This is a genomic window from Ruegeria sp. CK1, assembly GCF_056536545.1.
The window spans coordinates 248,930-263,065 of sequence record NZ_JBQFPX010000002.1 but is presented as its reverse complement, the minus strand read 5'-3'; the positions used below and the strand labels follow the sequence as shown (position 1 = coordinate 263,065).

Annotated in this window: 14 protein-coding genes; 7 read left to right on the top strand and 7 right to left on the bottom strand. The window is 55.8% G+C overall.

Going from position 1 to position 14,136, the window contains the following annotated elements:
- The first annotated feature begins 38 nt into the window (after nt 1–38).
- The 5 genes from ACR0L3_RS07880 to ACR0L3_RS07860 are packed head-to-tail and all read left to right on the top strand — an operon-like array spanning nt 39 to nt 5,253.
- Nucleotides 39–425, top strand: a complete 387-nt coding sequence (locus tag ACR0L3_RS07880; RefSeq protein ID WP_480745079.1) for a DUF4440 domain-containing protein — start codon at nt 39–41, stop codon at nt 423–425.
- Nucleotides 425–3,214: a [protein-PII] uridylyltransferase family protein gene (locus ACR0L3_RS07875; protein WP_480745077.1), complete on the top strand. Its 2,790-nt coding sequence runs from the start codon at nt 425–427 to the stop codon at nt 3,212–3,214. Before ACR0L3_RS07880 ends, ACR0L3_RS07875 begins: the two co-directional genes overlap by 1 nt.
- Complete coding sequence (locus tag ACR0L3_RS07870) at nt 3,201–3,473, top strand: hypothetical protein (protein WP_480745076.1); 273 nt, start codon at nt 3,201–3,203, stop codon at nt 3,471–3,473. Before ACR0L3_RS07875 ends, ACR0L3_RS07870 begins: the two co-directional genes overlap by 14 nt.
- Before the next feature lie 38 nt (nt 3,474–3,511).
- Nucleotides 3,512–4,714, top strand: a complete 1,203-nt coding sequence (locus ACR0L3_RS07865; protein WP_480745074.1) for an RSP_2647 family RNA methyltransferase — start codon at nt 3,512–3,514, stop codon at nt 4,712–4,714.
- Nucleotides 4,711–5,253, top strand: coding sequence for an RSP_2648 family PIN domain-containing protein (locus ACR0L3_RS07860; RefSeq protein WP_480745072.1), 543 nt, complete (start codon nt 4,711–4,713; stop codon nt 5,251–5,253). The genes ACR0L3_RS07865 and ACR0L3_RS07860 overlap by 4 nt, the downstream gene beginning before the upstream one ends.
- A gap of 72 nt (nt 5,254–5,325) precedes the next feature.
- Here ACR0L3_RS07860 and ACR0L3_RS07855 read toward each other — a convergent pair whose 3' ends face one another.
- From ACR0L3_RS07855 to ACR0L3_RS07825, 7 genes are all read right to left on the bottom strand, one after another.
- Entirely contained in the window at nt 5,326–6,015 is a 690-nt protein-coding gene (locus ACR0L3_RS07855; protein ID WP_480745070.1) for a M48 family metallopeptidase, read from the bottom strand.
- A gap of 97 nt (nt 6,016–6,112) precedes the next feature.
- Nucleotides 6,113–7,813, bottom strand: coding sequence for a hypothetical protein (locus ACR0L3_RS07850; protein ID WP_480745068.1), 1,701 nt, complete (start codon nt 7,811–7,813; stop codon nt 6,113–6,115).
- 170 nt (nt 7,814–7,983) lie between these two features.
- Nucleotides 7,984–9,168 carry a vWA domain-containing protein gene (locus ACR0L3_RS07845; RefSeq protein ID WP_480745067.1) on the bottom strand — a complete coding sequence of 395 codons (1,185 nt, stop codon included), beginning with the start codon at nt 9,166–9,168 and terminating at the stop codon, nt 7,984–7,986.
- 3 nt (nt 9,169–9,171) lie between these two features.
- Nucleotides 9,172–9,342, bottom strand: coding sequence for a hypothetical protein (locus tag ACR0L3_RS07840; RefSeq protein ID WP_480745065.1), 171 nt, complete (start codon nt 9,340–9,342; stop codon nt 9,172–9,174).
- 3 nt (nt 9,343–9,345) lie between these two features.
- Nucleotides 9,346–10,710: a DUF2927 domain-containing protein gene (locus ACR0L3_RS07835; protein WP_480745064.1), complete on the bottom strand. Its 1,365-nt coding sequence runs from the start codon at nt 10,708–10,710 to the stop codon at nt 9,346–9,348.
- Nucleotides 10,707–11,156, bottom strand: coding sequence for an N-acetyltransferase family protein (locus tag ACR0L3_RS07830; RefSeq protein WP_480745063.1), 450 nt, complete (start codon nt 11,154–11,156; stop codon nt 10,707–10,709). Before ACR0L3_RS07830 ends, ACR0L3_RS07835 begins: the two co-directional genes overlap by 4 nt.
- A 117-nt stretch (nt 11,157–11,273) precedes the next feature.
- Nucleotides 11,274–12,119: an AAA family ATPase gene (locus ACR0L3_RS07825; protein WP_480745061.1), complete on the bottom strand. Its 846-nt coding sequence runs from the start codon at nt 12,117–12,119 to the stop codon at nt 11,274–11,276.
- A 370-nt stretch (nt 12,120–12,489) separates the two neighbouring features.
- On the opposite strand from ACR0L3_RS07825, the gene dksA reads away from it, so the two are divergent.
- Entirely contained in the window at nt 12,490–12,912 is a 423-nt protein-coding gene (dksA, locus tag ACR0L3_RS07820) for an RNA polymerase-binding protein DksA (protein WP_170329440.1), read from the top strand.
- A 71-nt stretch (nt 12,913–12,983) separates the two neighbouring features.
- Nucleotides 12,984–14,135: an FAD-dependent oxidoreductase gene (locus ACR0L3_RS07815; RefSeq protein WP_480745059.1), complete on the top strand. Its 1,152-nt coding sequence runs from the start codon at nt 12,984–12,986 to the stop codon at nt 14,133–14,135.
- Nucleotide 14,136: the final 1 nt, after the last annotated feature.

Below are 14,136 nucleotides of genomic sequence, written 5' to 3'. Positions count from 1 at the left end.
CGGTTGACGTCACCCTGGGAACAAAGCAATTTGCAAAAATGTCTGACACAGAACGAAAAACCGCCCCGTCGCTAGCTGAAATTCTGGATCTCGAAAAACAGGTCTGGGCCGCGCTGGTCGAAGGTAACCCTCAAGCAGATCGGGCTTTGCTGAGCGCAGATTTTCTGGGTGTCTACGACTCCGGCTTTGCCAATCGGGATGATCATGTCGGACAATTTGCGGATGCGCCTACGATGGCTCAGTACGAGCTGAGCGAAACGCAGTTGCGCGTACTGACGCCCGAAATCGTGCTGCTGTCCTATCGAGCCGACTATCAGCGGCCCGGACACGAGACGTGGGACGCGATGCTGATTTCGTCCCTGTGGGAGCGACGCAACGACGTTTGGGTCAACAGTTTCAGTCAGGACACCCCGTTGGAGGCTTAATGACCGACACACTGGCCATCCACCGCGTCCCGCGTGCCTTTGATAAGTCCCTAGGGGATGAAGTGTTAACCGCTTTACCGGATCTGGACGCCGAACAAAGGGAATTGGTTGCCGGAACGGCGGGATCTAGCCCTTATTTAAAGGGTCTGATTGAACGTGAATGTGCGTGGCTGCCGCAAGCTCTGCAATATCCCGATCAGGCGTTAGCCGAGGTTATGACCGAAGCGCGCTCGTTGCCGCCGGACCAGCTTAAACCCGGTTTGCGGCAGGCTAAGCGGCGTATGGCGCTGCTAACTGCTCTGGCTGATTTGGCAGGGGCATGGCCGTTAGAGAAGGTGACGGCCGCGCTTACCGATTTTGGCGCTTTGGCTGCAGATGTGGCAGCAAAGGCAGAAATTGCGGCGCTGATCCGGCGCGGTAAGTTGCCAGGCATGTCTCCGGAGGACGTTGAAACTGCTGCCGGGATGATCATTCTGGCGATGGGTAAAATGGGCGCGCATGAACTGAATTACAGTTCGGACATCGACCTGATTGTTCTGTTCGACGAAACCCGCTTTGACCCCGATGATTTTTATGAAGCCCGGCAAAGTATGGTCCGCGCAACGCGCAATTTCTGTGCCACGCTCAGCGACAAGACTGCAGATGGATATGTTTTCCGCACCGATTTACGTCTGCGACCCGACCCGGCGGTAAGTCCGGTCTGCATGGCCACAGAGGCGGCGGAACGCTATTACGAAAGCCTTGGCCGCACGTGGGAGCGGGCGGCGTACATAAAAGCGCGCCCCTGTGCCGGGGACTTAGAGGCAGGTCAGCGGTTCTTGGACACGCTTCGCCCGTTTGTATGGCGCCGACATTTGGACTTTGCTGCCATTCAAGATGCCCATGACATGCGTCTCCGCATTCGAGAGAATAAGGGAACAGGTGGCACGCTGACCATTCCGGGCCACGACATGAAACTGGGTCAAGGTGGTATTCGCGAGATCGAGTTCTTCACCCAGACCCGCCAACTAATTGCGGGCGGACGCGATCCCGACTTGCGCGTGCGAGGCACTGTTCCTGGTTTGGCGGCACTGGCCGGGAAAAACTGGATACCGCAGGACGTGGCTGAGAAACTAACAAACTACTACCGTGCCCACCGTGAAGTCGAACACCGCATCCAAATGGTTCACGATGCGCAAACTCATAAGGTGCCTCAGTCATCTGATGGGATCGAACGAGTCGCCTGTTTGATGGGTATCGATAGTGCCGACCTGACAGCCGACCTGACCCGACGCCTCACCGAAGTGCATGAGTTGACCGAAGGGTTCTTTGCACCCGGGTCCGCAACTCCTATTCCATCCAATGAATCCGATTTCGACCAAGGCGTTATCAACCGTTGGCCTACTTACCCGGCATTGCGGTCACAACGAGGCGCGCGGATTTTCGAACGTTTGAAACCAGAGCTCCTCTCGCGTCTTTCGAAAACGGCGAAACCGGATGAAGCGCTTTTGGCGCTGGACGGGTTCCTTTCGGGTCTTCCCGCCGGGGTTCAACTGTTTTCTCTGTTCGAAGCCAACCCACACTTGATTGATCTTCTGGTAGATATTGTGGGCACTTCTCACGCGCTGGCGGCGCATCTTTCGCGCAACGCATCTGTCTTTGATGCCGTGATAGGTGGCAGCTTTTTCACTGACTGGCCGGGCCAGATCGCATTACAGACCGAGCTGGAACAGGCTCTGGAGGAAGAGTTGGACTACGAAACCCAACTCGATTTCGCGCGCCGCTGGTGCAAAGAATGGCATTTCCGGATCGGTGTCCATCATCTGCGGGGGCTGATCGACGGAAACGAGGCGGGAAGACAGTATGCCGAGCTGGCCAGCGCAGTCATTGCTGCAATCCTGCCTTGTGTTGCTCAGCAGTTTGCAAAAAAGCATGGTCCTGCACCGGGTCGAGGTGCGGCCGTTCTGGGAATGGGGTCGCTGGGGGCAGGGCGGATCAATTCCCAATCCGATCTGGACATGATCGTGATTTACGACCCGCTTGATCAGGAAATGTCTGACGGTCCGCGTCCATTGGCAACGCGCACCTACTATGCGCGGTTTACGCAGGCACTGATTACGGCCCTTTCTGCACCAATGTCACAGGGGCGACTGTACGAGGTAGACATGCGTCTGCGCCCTTCGGGCAACCAGGGGCCCGTGGCGACCAGCCTGGTCAGCTTTACCAATTACCAGCAGAACGAAGCTTGGGTGTGGGAGCATCTGGCCCTTACCCGCGCCCGTGTCGTTGCTGGCGATACAGGTTTGGCGCAGGATATCGAAACCTTCCGTTCCGATTTCCTTTCTAAACCCGATGACCCCGGGAAAGTGTTACGTGAGGTGGCTGAAATGCGAGCCCGTTTGGCGGCAGCGAAATCTCCGGCGGGGATTTGGGATGCCAAGAACGGCGCAGGCCGGATGATGGATATCGAACTGATGGCCGAAACCGGGGCGCTTTTGTCTGGCATCACGCATCGCGACGTGTTCGCTGGGCTTGAAGGCGCTGTCGCTGCCGAGTTACTTGACGTCGCTCAGGCGCAGACATTGAAAGACTGCTACAATCTATGCTGGTCCGTGCAATGTGCGGCACGGCTGCTGTCTGGCAAGGTTATTGAGGCAGACAAGATCGGTGAGGGCGGTGCGGCATTCTTGTGTCGCGCTACCGGGTTCGAACAGGTTGAACAGCTTCAGGCCGCTTTGCAGGAACACTATTTCAACGCAGCCGACATAATCGGTCGCGTCATCGGGGAGGGGAAAGATGCCGCGCAATGACGATCCAAACGATCACAAGGGTCTGATCCGCGAGGCCTATCGGATAGAGGGCATCACGCTGCCAGAGTGTCGCAGCATTTTTCTCGACTGGGCACTTAGCCTGCCTGAGGATCGGAACCAAACGCAGGCTCTTACAGATTTGCACACGCTCTATGCCGCGCAAGAAGCCGATCATCCGATGACACAGGTGTTGGCCGAGGGGTTGCAATCGGCCAAAGCGCCGAAACGACGCGGTGGCTGGCGTTCTCGGCCCCGCTAGGGCTTTCCCCTCGGGGCGTTCGCCACTATGAGGGCGTCATGACCCAAGCCGCTGACCGCCCCCGAATTCGTCTGAAACCCAAAGCCAACGCGCGCGGATTGCGCCATGGCTTCCCTTGGGTCTATGCCAATGACATCGTCGCCGATCGGCGCACGCGCAAGATTCCTGCAGGAGCGCTTGCCGTTTTGGAGGATGAAAAGCGCGCGCCCATCGCGTTGGTGGCCGTAAATCCTGAGTCAAAGATCATGTGTCGTGTGTTGGATCGCGACATAGATGCCGACCTAAACGCCGAATGGTTCGAGACCCGCCTTCGCCGCGCGTTAGAGATGCGTGAGCAGTTGTTCAACGAACCATACTACCGCTTGATCCACGCTGAGTCCGATGGCTTTCCCGGCGTCATCATAGACCGTTTCGGAGACGCTTGCGTGATTCAACCAAACGCAGCTTGGGCCGAGGCGCACTTAGAGACACTCACTGACGCCTTAGTCACCGTTACAGGCGTGACCACTGTGCTAAAAAATGCGTCGGGTCGAACCCGTGGGCTTGAAGGGTTGGATGACGTGAACCAAACCCTGCGTGGAGAAGCACCTGATCAACCACTGCCAGTGCCCATGAATGGCGCGACCTATATGGCCGACCTGACCGGAGGGCAAAAAACCGGCCTGTTTTATGACCAACGAACGAACCATGCCTTTGCTGCGCGTCTGGTACAGCCGGGGGCGCAGGTACTGGATGTGTTCAGCCATGTTGGCGGGTTTGGTCTGGCAATGCTGGCTGCGGGGGCCGGGCAGGCGCTCAGCGTCGATGGCTCGGTCACTGCATTGGAATTGGCCTCTCAGGGCGCTGAAGTGTCAGGTTATTCCGACCGTTTCCAATCCCGGCAAGGCGATGCTTTCGACGTGCTGACCCAGCTGGGTGAGGAAGGCGCGCAATTTGACGTTGTTGTTTGCGACCCACCTGCCTTCGCACCCTCAAAACAGGCGCTGGACGCGGGCCTGCGCGCGTATGAGCGTGTCGCAAGGCTGGCCGCGCCGCTGGTCAAACCAGGGGGATATCTGGGCCTGTGTTCCTGTTCTCACGCCGCTGATCTAGGTCGGTTCCGTGACGCATCATCCCGCGGTATTGGCCGGGCAGGGCGGCAGGCGCAACTGATCCACACGGGATTTGCAGGCCCCGATCACCCACAACTCCCCCAACTGGCGGAAAGCGGTTACCTCAAAGCCGTGTTCTACAGGCTGTGAAGGCCGTACTGGATACCTGCGTCATCTACCCCACGGTGATGCGAGAGATGCTGCTGGGCGCCGCAAAACTGGGCCACTTCACCCCGATCTGGTCCCCGCGTATCCTCGAGGAATGGGCCCGTGCATCTCGCAAGCTGGGTCCAGGAGGAGAGGCGCAAGCCCGAGCCGAGATCGCTCTGACGCAAGCGCATTGGCCGAAAGCTGAACGCAAGGCCGCCCCGGGCGTCGAGCAACGACTTTGGCTGCCCGACAGTGCTGACATTCACGTGCTGGCGACGGCCGTGGCGGCATCAGCTGACGTCATTGTCACCGTTAATGCCAAGGACTTTCCCAGGAACATCCTGTCGGAAGAAGGGCTCGAGCGTCGAGACCCCGACGGCCTACTGCACAGTTTTTGGCTGACTGAACCCGAGGGACTGAGCGACACAGCCAACCGAGTTTTGGCCGAGGCCAATCGTCTTTCCGGTAACCAGTGGACCCTGCGCGCGCTGATGAAGAAGGCCCGCCTGCCGAGACTAGGCAAGGCTTTGACCACTTAATCAGGGGTCGACTACATCTGGCGAAAAAACCTCAGGCATGAGGGCGACGGACTGACCCCTCGCTGCTGCAACTTACCCTTCCGTTCCCCAGCGCTGCTCAAGGGCCTCTAGCGCTGCGATCCGCTCGTCCGTTTTCGGGTGGCTCATCAACCAGGCAGGAACGACTCCAGCGCGTTGCTGGGTTAGGTCTTCTAACTTGTGAAACAGTGATTTCTGCGGGCCGATCCCAATTCCCGCCTTGGTTAACAAGGCAGCGGCATACTCGTCCGCTTCGTACTCATCCCCCCGCGACAGGCGCGAGGCGAGGAGGTGGGTCAGCATGTTGGCAATCCACGCGCCGATGAAGGGAATGAACCGGTTCAGCAGCATCATCAAGGCGGCCCGCATCGCGTTTTGCCCCGAAAAATCAATCATCCGACGACGTGCATGCCCCAAAGCCACATGCCCAAGCTCATGCGCGATAACGCTGGCCATCTCTTCCGCCGAAACCTCGCCGTTTCGAAACTTTCGATAAAATCCGCGGGTGATGAAGATCCGACCGTCCGGTGCAGCCAACCCGTTCACAGGGTCAATTTCGTAGATATAAACCGGCACGCGGTCGATCTCTAGCGCTGCGGCCAGCCGGTCAGTCATTCGCTTCAACACGGGATCGGCCAGTTCTGTAGACTTGGCGTCCAATTCGCGATGTGTTCGCCAGACGGAAATCCGGTACATCACAAGGGCATAAGCAATCGCCAAAAGGATTGGAGTAAAACGGAGCATACCTTAGATATGGGCAACACCAGCACCCGAGGCAAGCCGCAATTACTTGGGCTTTTCCAATCGCGGGTCAGAGATGCAATGCTTGCGTCTGAAGCAACTATTCTGTGCCGGAAGAGAGTTCTAAAACCTTCAGCAATTCAGCAAGTGCAACTGGCGTTAAAGTGGTGTCTTTCGACGCGTCGAAAAACGCACGTTCGGCCTGCTTCTGAGCGACCAATGTATCAACTCGAAGGTATTTAACGTCTTCGCGTAAATCATCACGGGTTTTTTCGTAAGTTGCCGCCGCCCGAAGTTCTTTTTCTAAGGTGCTTAGCTTTTCGTCGTAATTTGGATCACTCGGATCAAGATCGGTAATATCTTCCGCTACCTGATCGCTGCTGCGCCCGTCATATCGGTCGTTTAAGTCACGCAAGTCGCGCCGGGCATCGTACAAGTCGGATCGCAGGTCGTAGTAATCATTTGCGGCCGCTTGGTATTTAGGGATCTTACCGACGTTGCTATTGGGTGCCGCGTTTCTGAACGCTGATGGGGCGGCCTTGGATGCGTTCAGATTTCTCAGGTTATCCGAGCCATAGGGCGATGAGATAGATTTCGTCAGCGGGTCGTCATAGCGGTGTTTTCCGCTTTTGCTGTTGGTGGGTTCTTCGCTCTGATAACGAAGCTGATCATCGGTTTCGGTCGGGCGGAATTTTTGGTCTGTCGTGTATTGGTGGTAATTTGGATCGTAGCCCAATGGCTGTATCGTCACTTCGTCTTGATAGGGTTTTTGGGGCTGTGGCAAACCGAGGTTCGAATGAAAGTCACCAAGCGAATTTCGAGTCAAAGTCCGGCCCTTTGAAGCATCAAAGAACGCTGCCTCTGCCTCGTACAGAGCAGTCCCGGTGTCGGATCTAAGATTTCCAATATCTTCGCGTAAACTGTCGCGGGCTACTTCATAAGATTCCGCGCCTTGTAACTCTTTCTCCAAGTCGCCCAGCCGTTCTTCATAACCCGGATCATTCGGATCAAGCTCTGAGATTTCGTCTGCAATCTCTTTGCTGCTTCGCCCGTCATAGTTTTCGTTGAGATCACGCAGATCGCGTCGGGCGTCATACAGGTCGGACCGCAAGCCGTAGTAGTCGTTTGCCGCTGCCTGATAGGTCGCGATTTTTCCCACGTTACTGTTGGGGGCTGCATTCCTGAAGGCCGGCGCAGCAGCCTTTGAGGCATTGAGGTTGCGCAGTTGGTACGAGCCATATGGGTCGGTAATCGCTTCTATAAGTGGATCGCGGTAGTAGTGCTTTGAATGCTTCTTTTTATCATAAGAAGAATAGCGTTTTACGCTACGCGTTACTGGCCGCGGCGACTGTTTGATCGGAGCAATTGAAGCTTTCGAATAGGTCTTTCTGGGCGCTTTGGTCGCGTTGCGTTTGGTCTTTGTGTGCGAACGCTTTCCGAAAAGTTGCTCTACGTCGCGTTTGAATTCGCGCCCAAGACCTGACAAGGAAAACCTCTGAACTGTCCCTTTTTTGGCTTTTCCCGTTGTTGAGCTGCGCGCTCGGCTGTTTTTCAGTTTAAAGTTTCGGTTGCTGCTAACTCTCGTCGTTTTGTTCTTGTCTGCTTTAGCTCCGTTGCTGGCATTGCTATTGCCAACACCTTTACCCTTGCCTTTGCCTTGCCCCTTTCCCTTACCATTGTCACTTTTTGCAAAAGCAGCATCAGGAGTTAATACAACTGTGACACCTGCCACAGTCGCAAAAACAAGAGACGTAGACGTCACAGCGGAAATCAAAAAAGCGCGCAGTTTGAATTTGGTCATTTCAGCCCCCCAGCCACAACCAGTGCTAAATATACCACAAAAATCGAACGCGCGGTCGTTTTCCCCGAATTTGTTTCAATTTGGGCATCATGTTAGGGGCTAGCCGGCCAAATTTCAGGCTTTTTTCCGCTTGCGGGGACTATGCAAGCTCAAGCAAGGTCAACGCCTTACTAGCGTGTCAGCTCTCGCATTCCATGTTCCAGACCTGCCAGTGTCATCGGTACCATGCGATCCGCGAATATTTCTTGAATCATGCCGATAGAGTGGGTGTATTCCCAATACTTCTCGGGCACTGGGTTGATCCACAGGTTTGACGGCCATTGTTCGCGGGCGCGTTGTAGCCAAGTTTGCCCGGCTTCTTGGTTCCAATGCTCGTTTGCGCCACCGGGATAGGCGATTTCGTAGGGGCTCATAGAAGCGTCTCCGACGAAAATGCATTTGTAGTCCGAACCATAGGTGCGCAGCACTTCATGTGTAGGGGTCTGCTGATCCCAGCGGCGGCGGTTGTCGCGCCAGACGCCTTCGTAAAGACAATTGTGGAAATAGTAGTATTCCAGATGCTTGAACTCTGTTCGAGCCGCCGAGAACAATTCTTCCACCACCTTGATATGGGGATCCATTGATCCGCCGACATCCAGAAACAGCAACACTTTGACCGCGTTGTGGCGTTCGGGACGAGTTTTAACGTCGAGATAGCCATGTTCTGCGGTTGCGCGGATCGTACCGTCCAAATCCAGCTCTTCGGCTGCTCCCTCTCGCGCCCAGCGGCGCAGGCGCTTCAAGGCGACCTTAATGTTGCGAGTGCCAAGTTCAACAGTGTCGTCTAAGTTCTTGAATTCACGCCTATCCCAAACTTTGACGGCGCGTTTATGACGGCTTTCTTTCTGACCGATACGAACGCCTTCAGGGTTGTAGCCATAAGCGCCAAACGGCGACGTTCCGGCTGTGCCGATCCACTTGTTGCCCCCCTGATGGCGACCCTGCTGTTCAGCCAGCCGCTCGCGCAGCGTTTCCATCAGTTTGTCGAATCCGCCAAGGGCTTCGATTTCGGCTTTCTCTTCGTCAGTAAGGTGTTTCTCGGCCATTTTGGCCAACCAATCACTCGGGATATCAACGGCCTCAAGAACCTGATCAAAGCTGATTTCTTCCAGTCCCTCGAAACTGGCGGCAAAGGCGCGATCAAACTTGTCAATGTTGCGCTCGTCTTTCACCATCGACACGCGGGCGAGGTAGTAAAACGCCTCGACGTCATACGTGACGAGACCCTTCTTCATGCCCTCAAGAAACGTCAGGTATTCGCGTAAGGAAACGGGAATTCCTGCTTTTCTAAGGTTCTCGAAAAAGGGCAGGAACATGGGTTACACCACGAACCGCACAAGGATCAGGGACAGCACCAGACCAACCAATGCAAACGCAATGCCGTAGCCAGCCGCGTATTGGGCCATATCAGCACCGGTGCCGTTGCGTTTGCGTGCTGTTAGCGCCCCAAGGATTGCCCCCAGTATCGCCATTCCCAAAACTACGACCATGCGCTACCCGCCTCTGTTATTTCGGGGGGCTTCCGCGACGTCCTGCATCAGCGATCGCACCACCGTGTCCGAGCCGAACCCGTAGCGCGCCCATCCCAAGCTGTCCAGCCTGACGGAACGTGCCTGAGCGGTCCGCCCGGCTTGATTAAGTGCTTCGGATTTCAAGAGTAACAAGGTCGCCAGTTGCGAGGCGTTTTCCGCGCGCGTCATCACGTTTATCGCTCGGTCCAGTTCTGGCAGAACGTCTGGGCCTTTACCTTGCGCCAGCGCGTACGAAGCAGTTTGTGTCGTGATATAAGCCTGATGGAGCTCAGTGCCGGGTGTGGCACGCAAAAACTGAAGCGCGGTCTGATAATTCCGCAAAGCTTCTTGCGGGTTGTCGAACTGCTCCATACGCCCCATCACGTAATATGGATAAGCGCGGCGGTGGTCAGTCCATCCCTGTTCCTGTCCGATCTGCGCAGCCCTTTGCGCAGCTCTTTTGCGGCGTTGCGGGCTAAGCTGAGGGCGCAGTGATTTCTGAATCGAATTGATCCATTCGCGCGGGGTGTCGGATACAGGTTGCGCGCTAAGGGTGTTTCCGCGCGGATTTAGGCGGCTTAAAACGCCGGGCAGGGCAGCTTGGACCTGTTCGCGCGTCATGCCGCTGCGCAGTTCGGGCGAGTAGGTCGTGCGCAAGATCAGCATGTCGAATCCGGTCAGGACGGTGTGGATGTTGTCATCGTTGAATACCGAATCCGGCAGGTGGTAGAGGTCGTTTAAAGGCCCCAGCGCCTGAGCGATTTCTTCATGCAAGCAGTCCCTCTTTTCTTGAGGACTGACATCGTAAGGAATGAAGATTCCCAGTCTCTCCCGACTGCGTAATCTACTCCAACTGCTTTTCTGTTTGCGCCGGTCGCGGCGATATTCTTCGAAACTTGATGAGTTGGGCACCACAAAACACGCCGCTTGCGGGAGTATGTCGTGGATCTGCGCCTGACTTACAGCCTCGATCGTAATGTTGGCGGAACCGTCGGAAATCTGGCGGATGTCAATTCTTGCCTCACGCCGCAAACGGTTCAACAGCTGTGTGAGATCGCGCTGCATCGACGGCGTGGGTGAGCCGATCAGGCGTACTGTGATAGGCGTTTCGAACCGCGTGAACACCGGGAGTTTCGCGCCACCTTCAAGTGCGAAATGCAAGGACACAAAATCCGCCGCGATATTTGCATTCGAGCGTGCAGGAAGTCTAGGTGATGCCTGATTGAAAGCCTTCACCGGAGGCAAAGTTTCTTCGATCGCCTTTACGCGGGTTGGCACTTCGGTCGGCTCAACTGTCGCACAACCAGCCAGCACTACTGCTGCGATGAGAGCGCTCCATCTCATCATGGGCGCTGATACCGGATGAATGGCGTTTGCTTGCCAATGCGGTCATAGAGTTTGCGGGCTGTATGATTGAAATCTAGCGTCAGCCAGTAGACAGAGGGCGCATCTTGCCGGTCGGCCTCGTCATACACGGCTTGGATAAGTGCGCGCCCGATGCCAGTGCCGCGCGCCTCGGGGCGGGTGAAGAGGTCCTGCAAGTAGCAAACAGACTCGATCTTCCAAGCGTGACGATGAAACAGATAGTGCGTTAGTCCAAGGAGCTGCCCGCCCTTTGCAGCAACAAAGCAAGAAAAGTCGTTAGGGTCGTTGCCTAGCAAACGCTCAAAGGTGCTGTCATAGGTTTCATCCGGCACCTTTGTCTCGTAGTACGCCAGATAGTCCCGCCACATATCGGCCCATTCCGATCGGTCTTCGGGTCGCAGAGCGCGGATTGTCAAAGTGTCAGCCAATCACATTGTCCCATTCATTCGGGTCGAAGCTAGCCCGGTTCAATCGTGCTGCCACCATGTGATGCTGACATCCGGCCCCGACCATGACAAGCCGTGATCACCAGATGTTCAACAGGTTTAGCGTTTGCTGCGCGCCATAAAGGCAAGGCGTTCGAACAAATGCACGTCCTGTTCGTTCTTCAGCAGTGCTCCATGAAGCTTGGGCAAAGCATTGGCACCATCGCGCTTGAGGTCCTCTGCGGTCAGATCTTCGGCCAGCAGCAGCTTGAGCCAATCCAAAACTTCCGAGGTCGACGGCTTCTTCTTTAACCCCTGCGTGTCGCGTATTTCGTAAAATTGGGTCAGGGCAGTCGTCAACAGCGCGTCTTTGATGCCGGGGTGGTGAACTTCGACAATCCTGCGCATGGTCGCTTCATCCGGGAAGCGGATGTAATGGAAGAAACAGCGGCGCAAAAACGCGTCAGGCAGTTCCTTTTCATTGTTCGAAGTGATGATGACGATGGGGCGGTGTTTAGCCCGGACTGTTTCAGCCGTCTCGTAGACGTGAAACTCCATCTTATCAAGCTCTTGCAGTAGGTCGTTGGGGAATTCGATATCGGCTTTGTCGATTTCATCAATCAGCAGCACGACCTTCTCATCGGCCTCGAACGCCTGCCAAAGCTTACCTTTGCGAATGTAATTGGAAACGTCATGCACGCGCTCCTCGCCCAGCTGGCTGTCGCGTAACCGGCTGACCGCATCATATTCATACAGGCCTTGTTGTGCACGAGTGGTAGACTTCACATTCCACTCGATCATTCGCAGGTTCAGCGCCCCTGCGACCTGCTTTGCCAGTTCGGTTTTTCCGGTGCCCGGTTCGCCCTTGACCAACAAGGGGCGTTCAAGTGTTACAGCAGCATTAACCGCGATGGTCAGATCGTCAGTGGCAACATATTCTGCCGTGCCTTGGAAACGTGCGGTCATGGGCCCCTCGTGTGGTTTCGCGCGAACTGTGCTGTTCGGGTTACATAGAGGCGATGATTTTGACAAGCACGCCCCCGCGTCGCGCGATAGGAATTTTGTAATGAGTCCAACCTGTTTCGGGTGATTCGCGCCCTTTTGGGTGCCGCTTCGGTTGTGCTCTGCCTAAGAATTGCCCGGTATTTTCCGCAGAAAAACAACGTTTTGTTGTTATATGTCTCATATTTATACAAGTCAGAAACGTAACGTATCAAGACGAAGTTTGTGTAGTGACATTCTTTCGCGTGTCAGATAAACGCTCCGCAGAAGGGGGTGCCAAATGTCAGGTGAAACGACAGCAACCGACGTTTCTGGCCATACCGAGGGAGCAAAGATGAAGCAGGAAGTTTTTCTGCCGGAAGACTATCGACCGGCCGAAGATGAGCCTTTCATGAATGACCGACAGCTTGAGTATTTCAGACGCAAGCTGCTGGATTGGAAGACAGAACTTTTGGCAGGCAGCCGAGACACGATCGAAGGCTTGCAAGACAACACCCGTAACATTCCGGACGTTGCAGACCGCGCAAGCGAAGAAACGGACCGCGCGCTTGAACTGCGCACCCGGGACCGTCAGCGCAAGCTGGTGGCTAAGATCGACTCAGCCCTGCGTCGGATCGACGAGGGTGAGTATGGTTATTGTGAAATGACCGGTGATCCGATTTCTTTGAAGCGTCTGGATGCGCGTCCGATCGCAACTATGACGCTTGAGGCACAAGAACGCCACGAGCGCCGCGAGAAAGTTCACCGCGACGATTGATCGCTGTGAAGTTCAAGGAAAAACAAACGCCGGGGCCTGTTGCCTCGGCGTTTTTGCGTTAAGCCGGTGCTATGAATATCGAAGGTCTGAAATTCAGCGTCGTCGGCGGCGGAATAGGTGGGCTGGCGGCGGCTCTGGCGCTGCGCGCGCGGGGTGCGCATGTCACTGTTCTCGAAAAAGCCACGGCTAAGGCAGAGTTAGGCGCGGGATTGCAGATCAGCGCCAACGGGATGGCGGTGCTTCGGGCGCTGAACGTTGTTGAAAGCGTGCCGGAAGACGGGCAGTTGTCCCACGGAACTGTTCTACGAGATTACCGCAAGGGACGTGTTATCAGCCGCATTCCCCCACCTAAAGCTGGACCAACGTATTATTATCACCGCGCCGACCTTTTGGATTTGTTGAAACAGGCTGCATTGAAAGCCGGGGTCGATATCCGTTTTGGTGCGCGGGTGACGCAAGTTCTGAAACATCCGGCTGAGGCCGAAGTGGTGCTGGACAGTGGTGAACGATTGCGATCCGAGTGTGTCATTGCTGTTGACGGAAACCGTAGCACCATCCGCTCGGTCCTAAATGGCGCTGAATCCCCCCAGTTCACGCATCAGATTGCTTGGCGCGCGACCATACCTTGGTCAAAGAACGATCAGGCGCCGTGCGCATCGTTGACCATGGGGCCGGGGCGCCATGTGGTTACTTATCCGTTGTGTGACCAGCGCCTGATGAACGTCGTTGCGATAGAAGAACGTTCTGACTGGACGCAAGAAGGCTGGCGTTTGCCAGGGGATCCGGACGATCTGCGCGCACGGTTTGCTGATTTCGGTGGTCCAGTACGCGATATCCTGTCTTATGTAGACGAAGTTCACCTCTGGGCCTTGTTCCTGCGCCCCGTGGCGCAAAATTGGCAAAATGGGCGTATAGCGCTTTTGGGTGATGCCGCGCATCCGACTTTGCCTTTCATGGCACAAGGCGCCTGCCTGGCACTTGAGGATGCCTGGGTGCTGGCGCAGTCGTTCCAAGATCAGTCAGGCGTGGCGCAAGCTCTTGCCGTCTATGAAACGCGTCGTCGCCAAAGAGCAAAACGGGTTGTGGCTGCTGCCGGAGCGAACGCTCGTAATTTTCATTTACGCGGTCCCATGCGATATGCCGCGCAGTTGGCACTAATGGCAGTAGGCCCGCGGCTATCGCGAAAATACGAATGGATTTACGCCTACGACGTAACGACTTGAA

Excerpts from the sequence above, each read along its gene's own strand:
- ACR0L3_RS07850 (WP_480745068.1), bottom strand. The coding sequence starts at position 7,813 with ATGACCAAATTCAAACTGCGCGCTTTTTTGATTTCCGCTGTGACGTCT.
- ACR0L3_RS07875 (WP_480745077.1), top strand. The coding sequence starts at position 425 with ATGACCGACACACTGGCCATCCACCGCGTCCCGCGTGCCTTTGATAAG.
- ACR0L3_RS07855 (WP_480745070.1), bottom strand. The coding sequence starts at position 6,015 with ATGCTCCGTTTTACTCCAATCCTTTTGGCGATTGCTTATGCCCTTGTG.
- ACR0L3_RS07845 (WP_480745067.1), bottom strand. The coding sequence starts at position 9,168 with ATGTTCCTGCCCTTTTTCGAGAACCTTAGAAAAGCAGGAATTCCCGTT.
- ACR0L3_RS07825 (WP_480745061.1), bottom strand. The coding sequence starts at position 12,119 with ATGACCGCACGTTTCCAAGGCACGGCAGAATATGTTGCCACTGACGAT.
- ACR0L3_RS07815 (WP_480745059.1), top strand. The coding sequence starts at position 12,984 with ATGAATATCGAAGGTCTGAAATTCAGCGTCGTCGGCGGCGGAATAGGT.
- ACR0L3_RS07840 (WP_480745065.1), bottom strand. The coding sequence starts at position 9,342 with ATGGTCGTAGTTTTGGGAATGGCGATACTGGGGGCAATCCTTGGGGCG.
- ACR0L3_RS07865 (WP_480745074.1), top strand. The coding sequence starts at position 3,512 with ATGACCCAAGCCGCTGACCGCCCCCGAATTCGTCTGAAACCCAAAGCC.
- ACR0L3_RS07870 (WP_480745076.1), top strand. The coding sequence starts at position 3,201 with ATGCCGCGCAATGACGATCCAAACGATCACAAGGGTCTGATCCGCGAG.
- ACR0L3_RS07880 (WP_480745079.1), top strand. The coding sequence starts at position 39 with ATGTCTGACACAGAACGAAAAACCGCCCCGTCGCTAGCTGAAATTCTG.
- dksA (WP_170329440.1), top strand. The coding sequence starts at position 12,490 with ATGAAGCAGGAAGTTTTTCTGCCGGAAGACTATCGACCGGCCGAAGAT.
- ACR0L3_RS07835 (WP_480745064.1), bottom strand. The coding sequence starts at position 10,710 with ATGATGAGATGGAGCGCTCTCATCGCAGCAGTAGTGCTGGCTGGTTGT.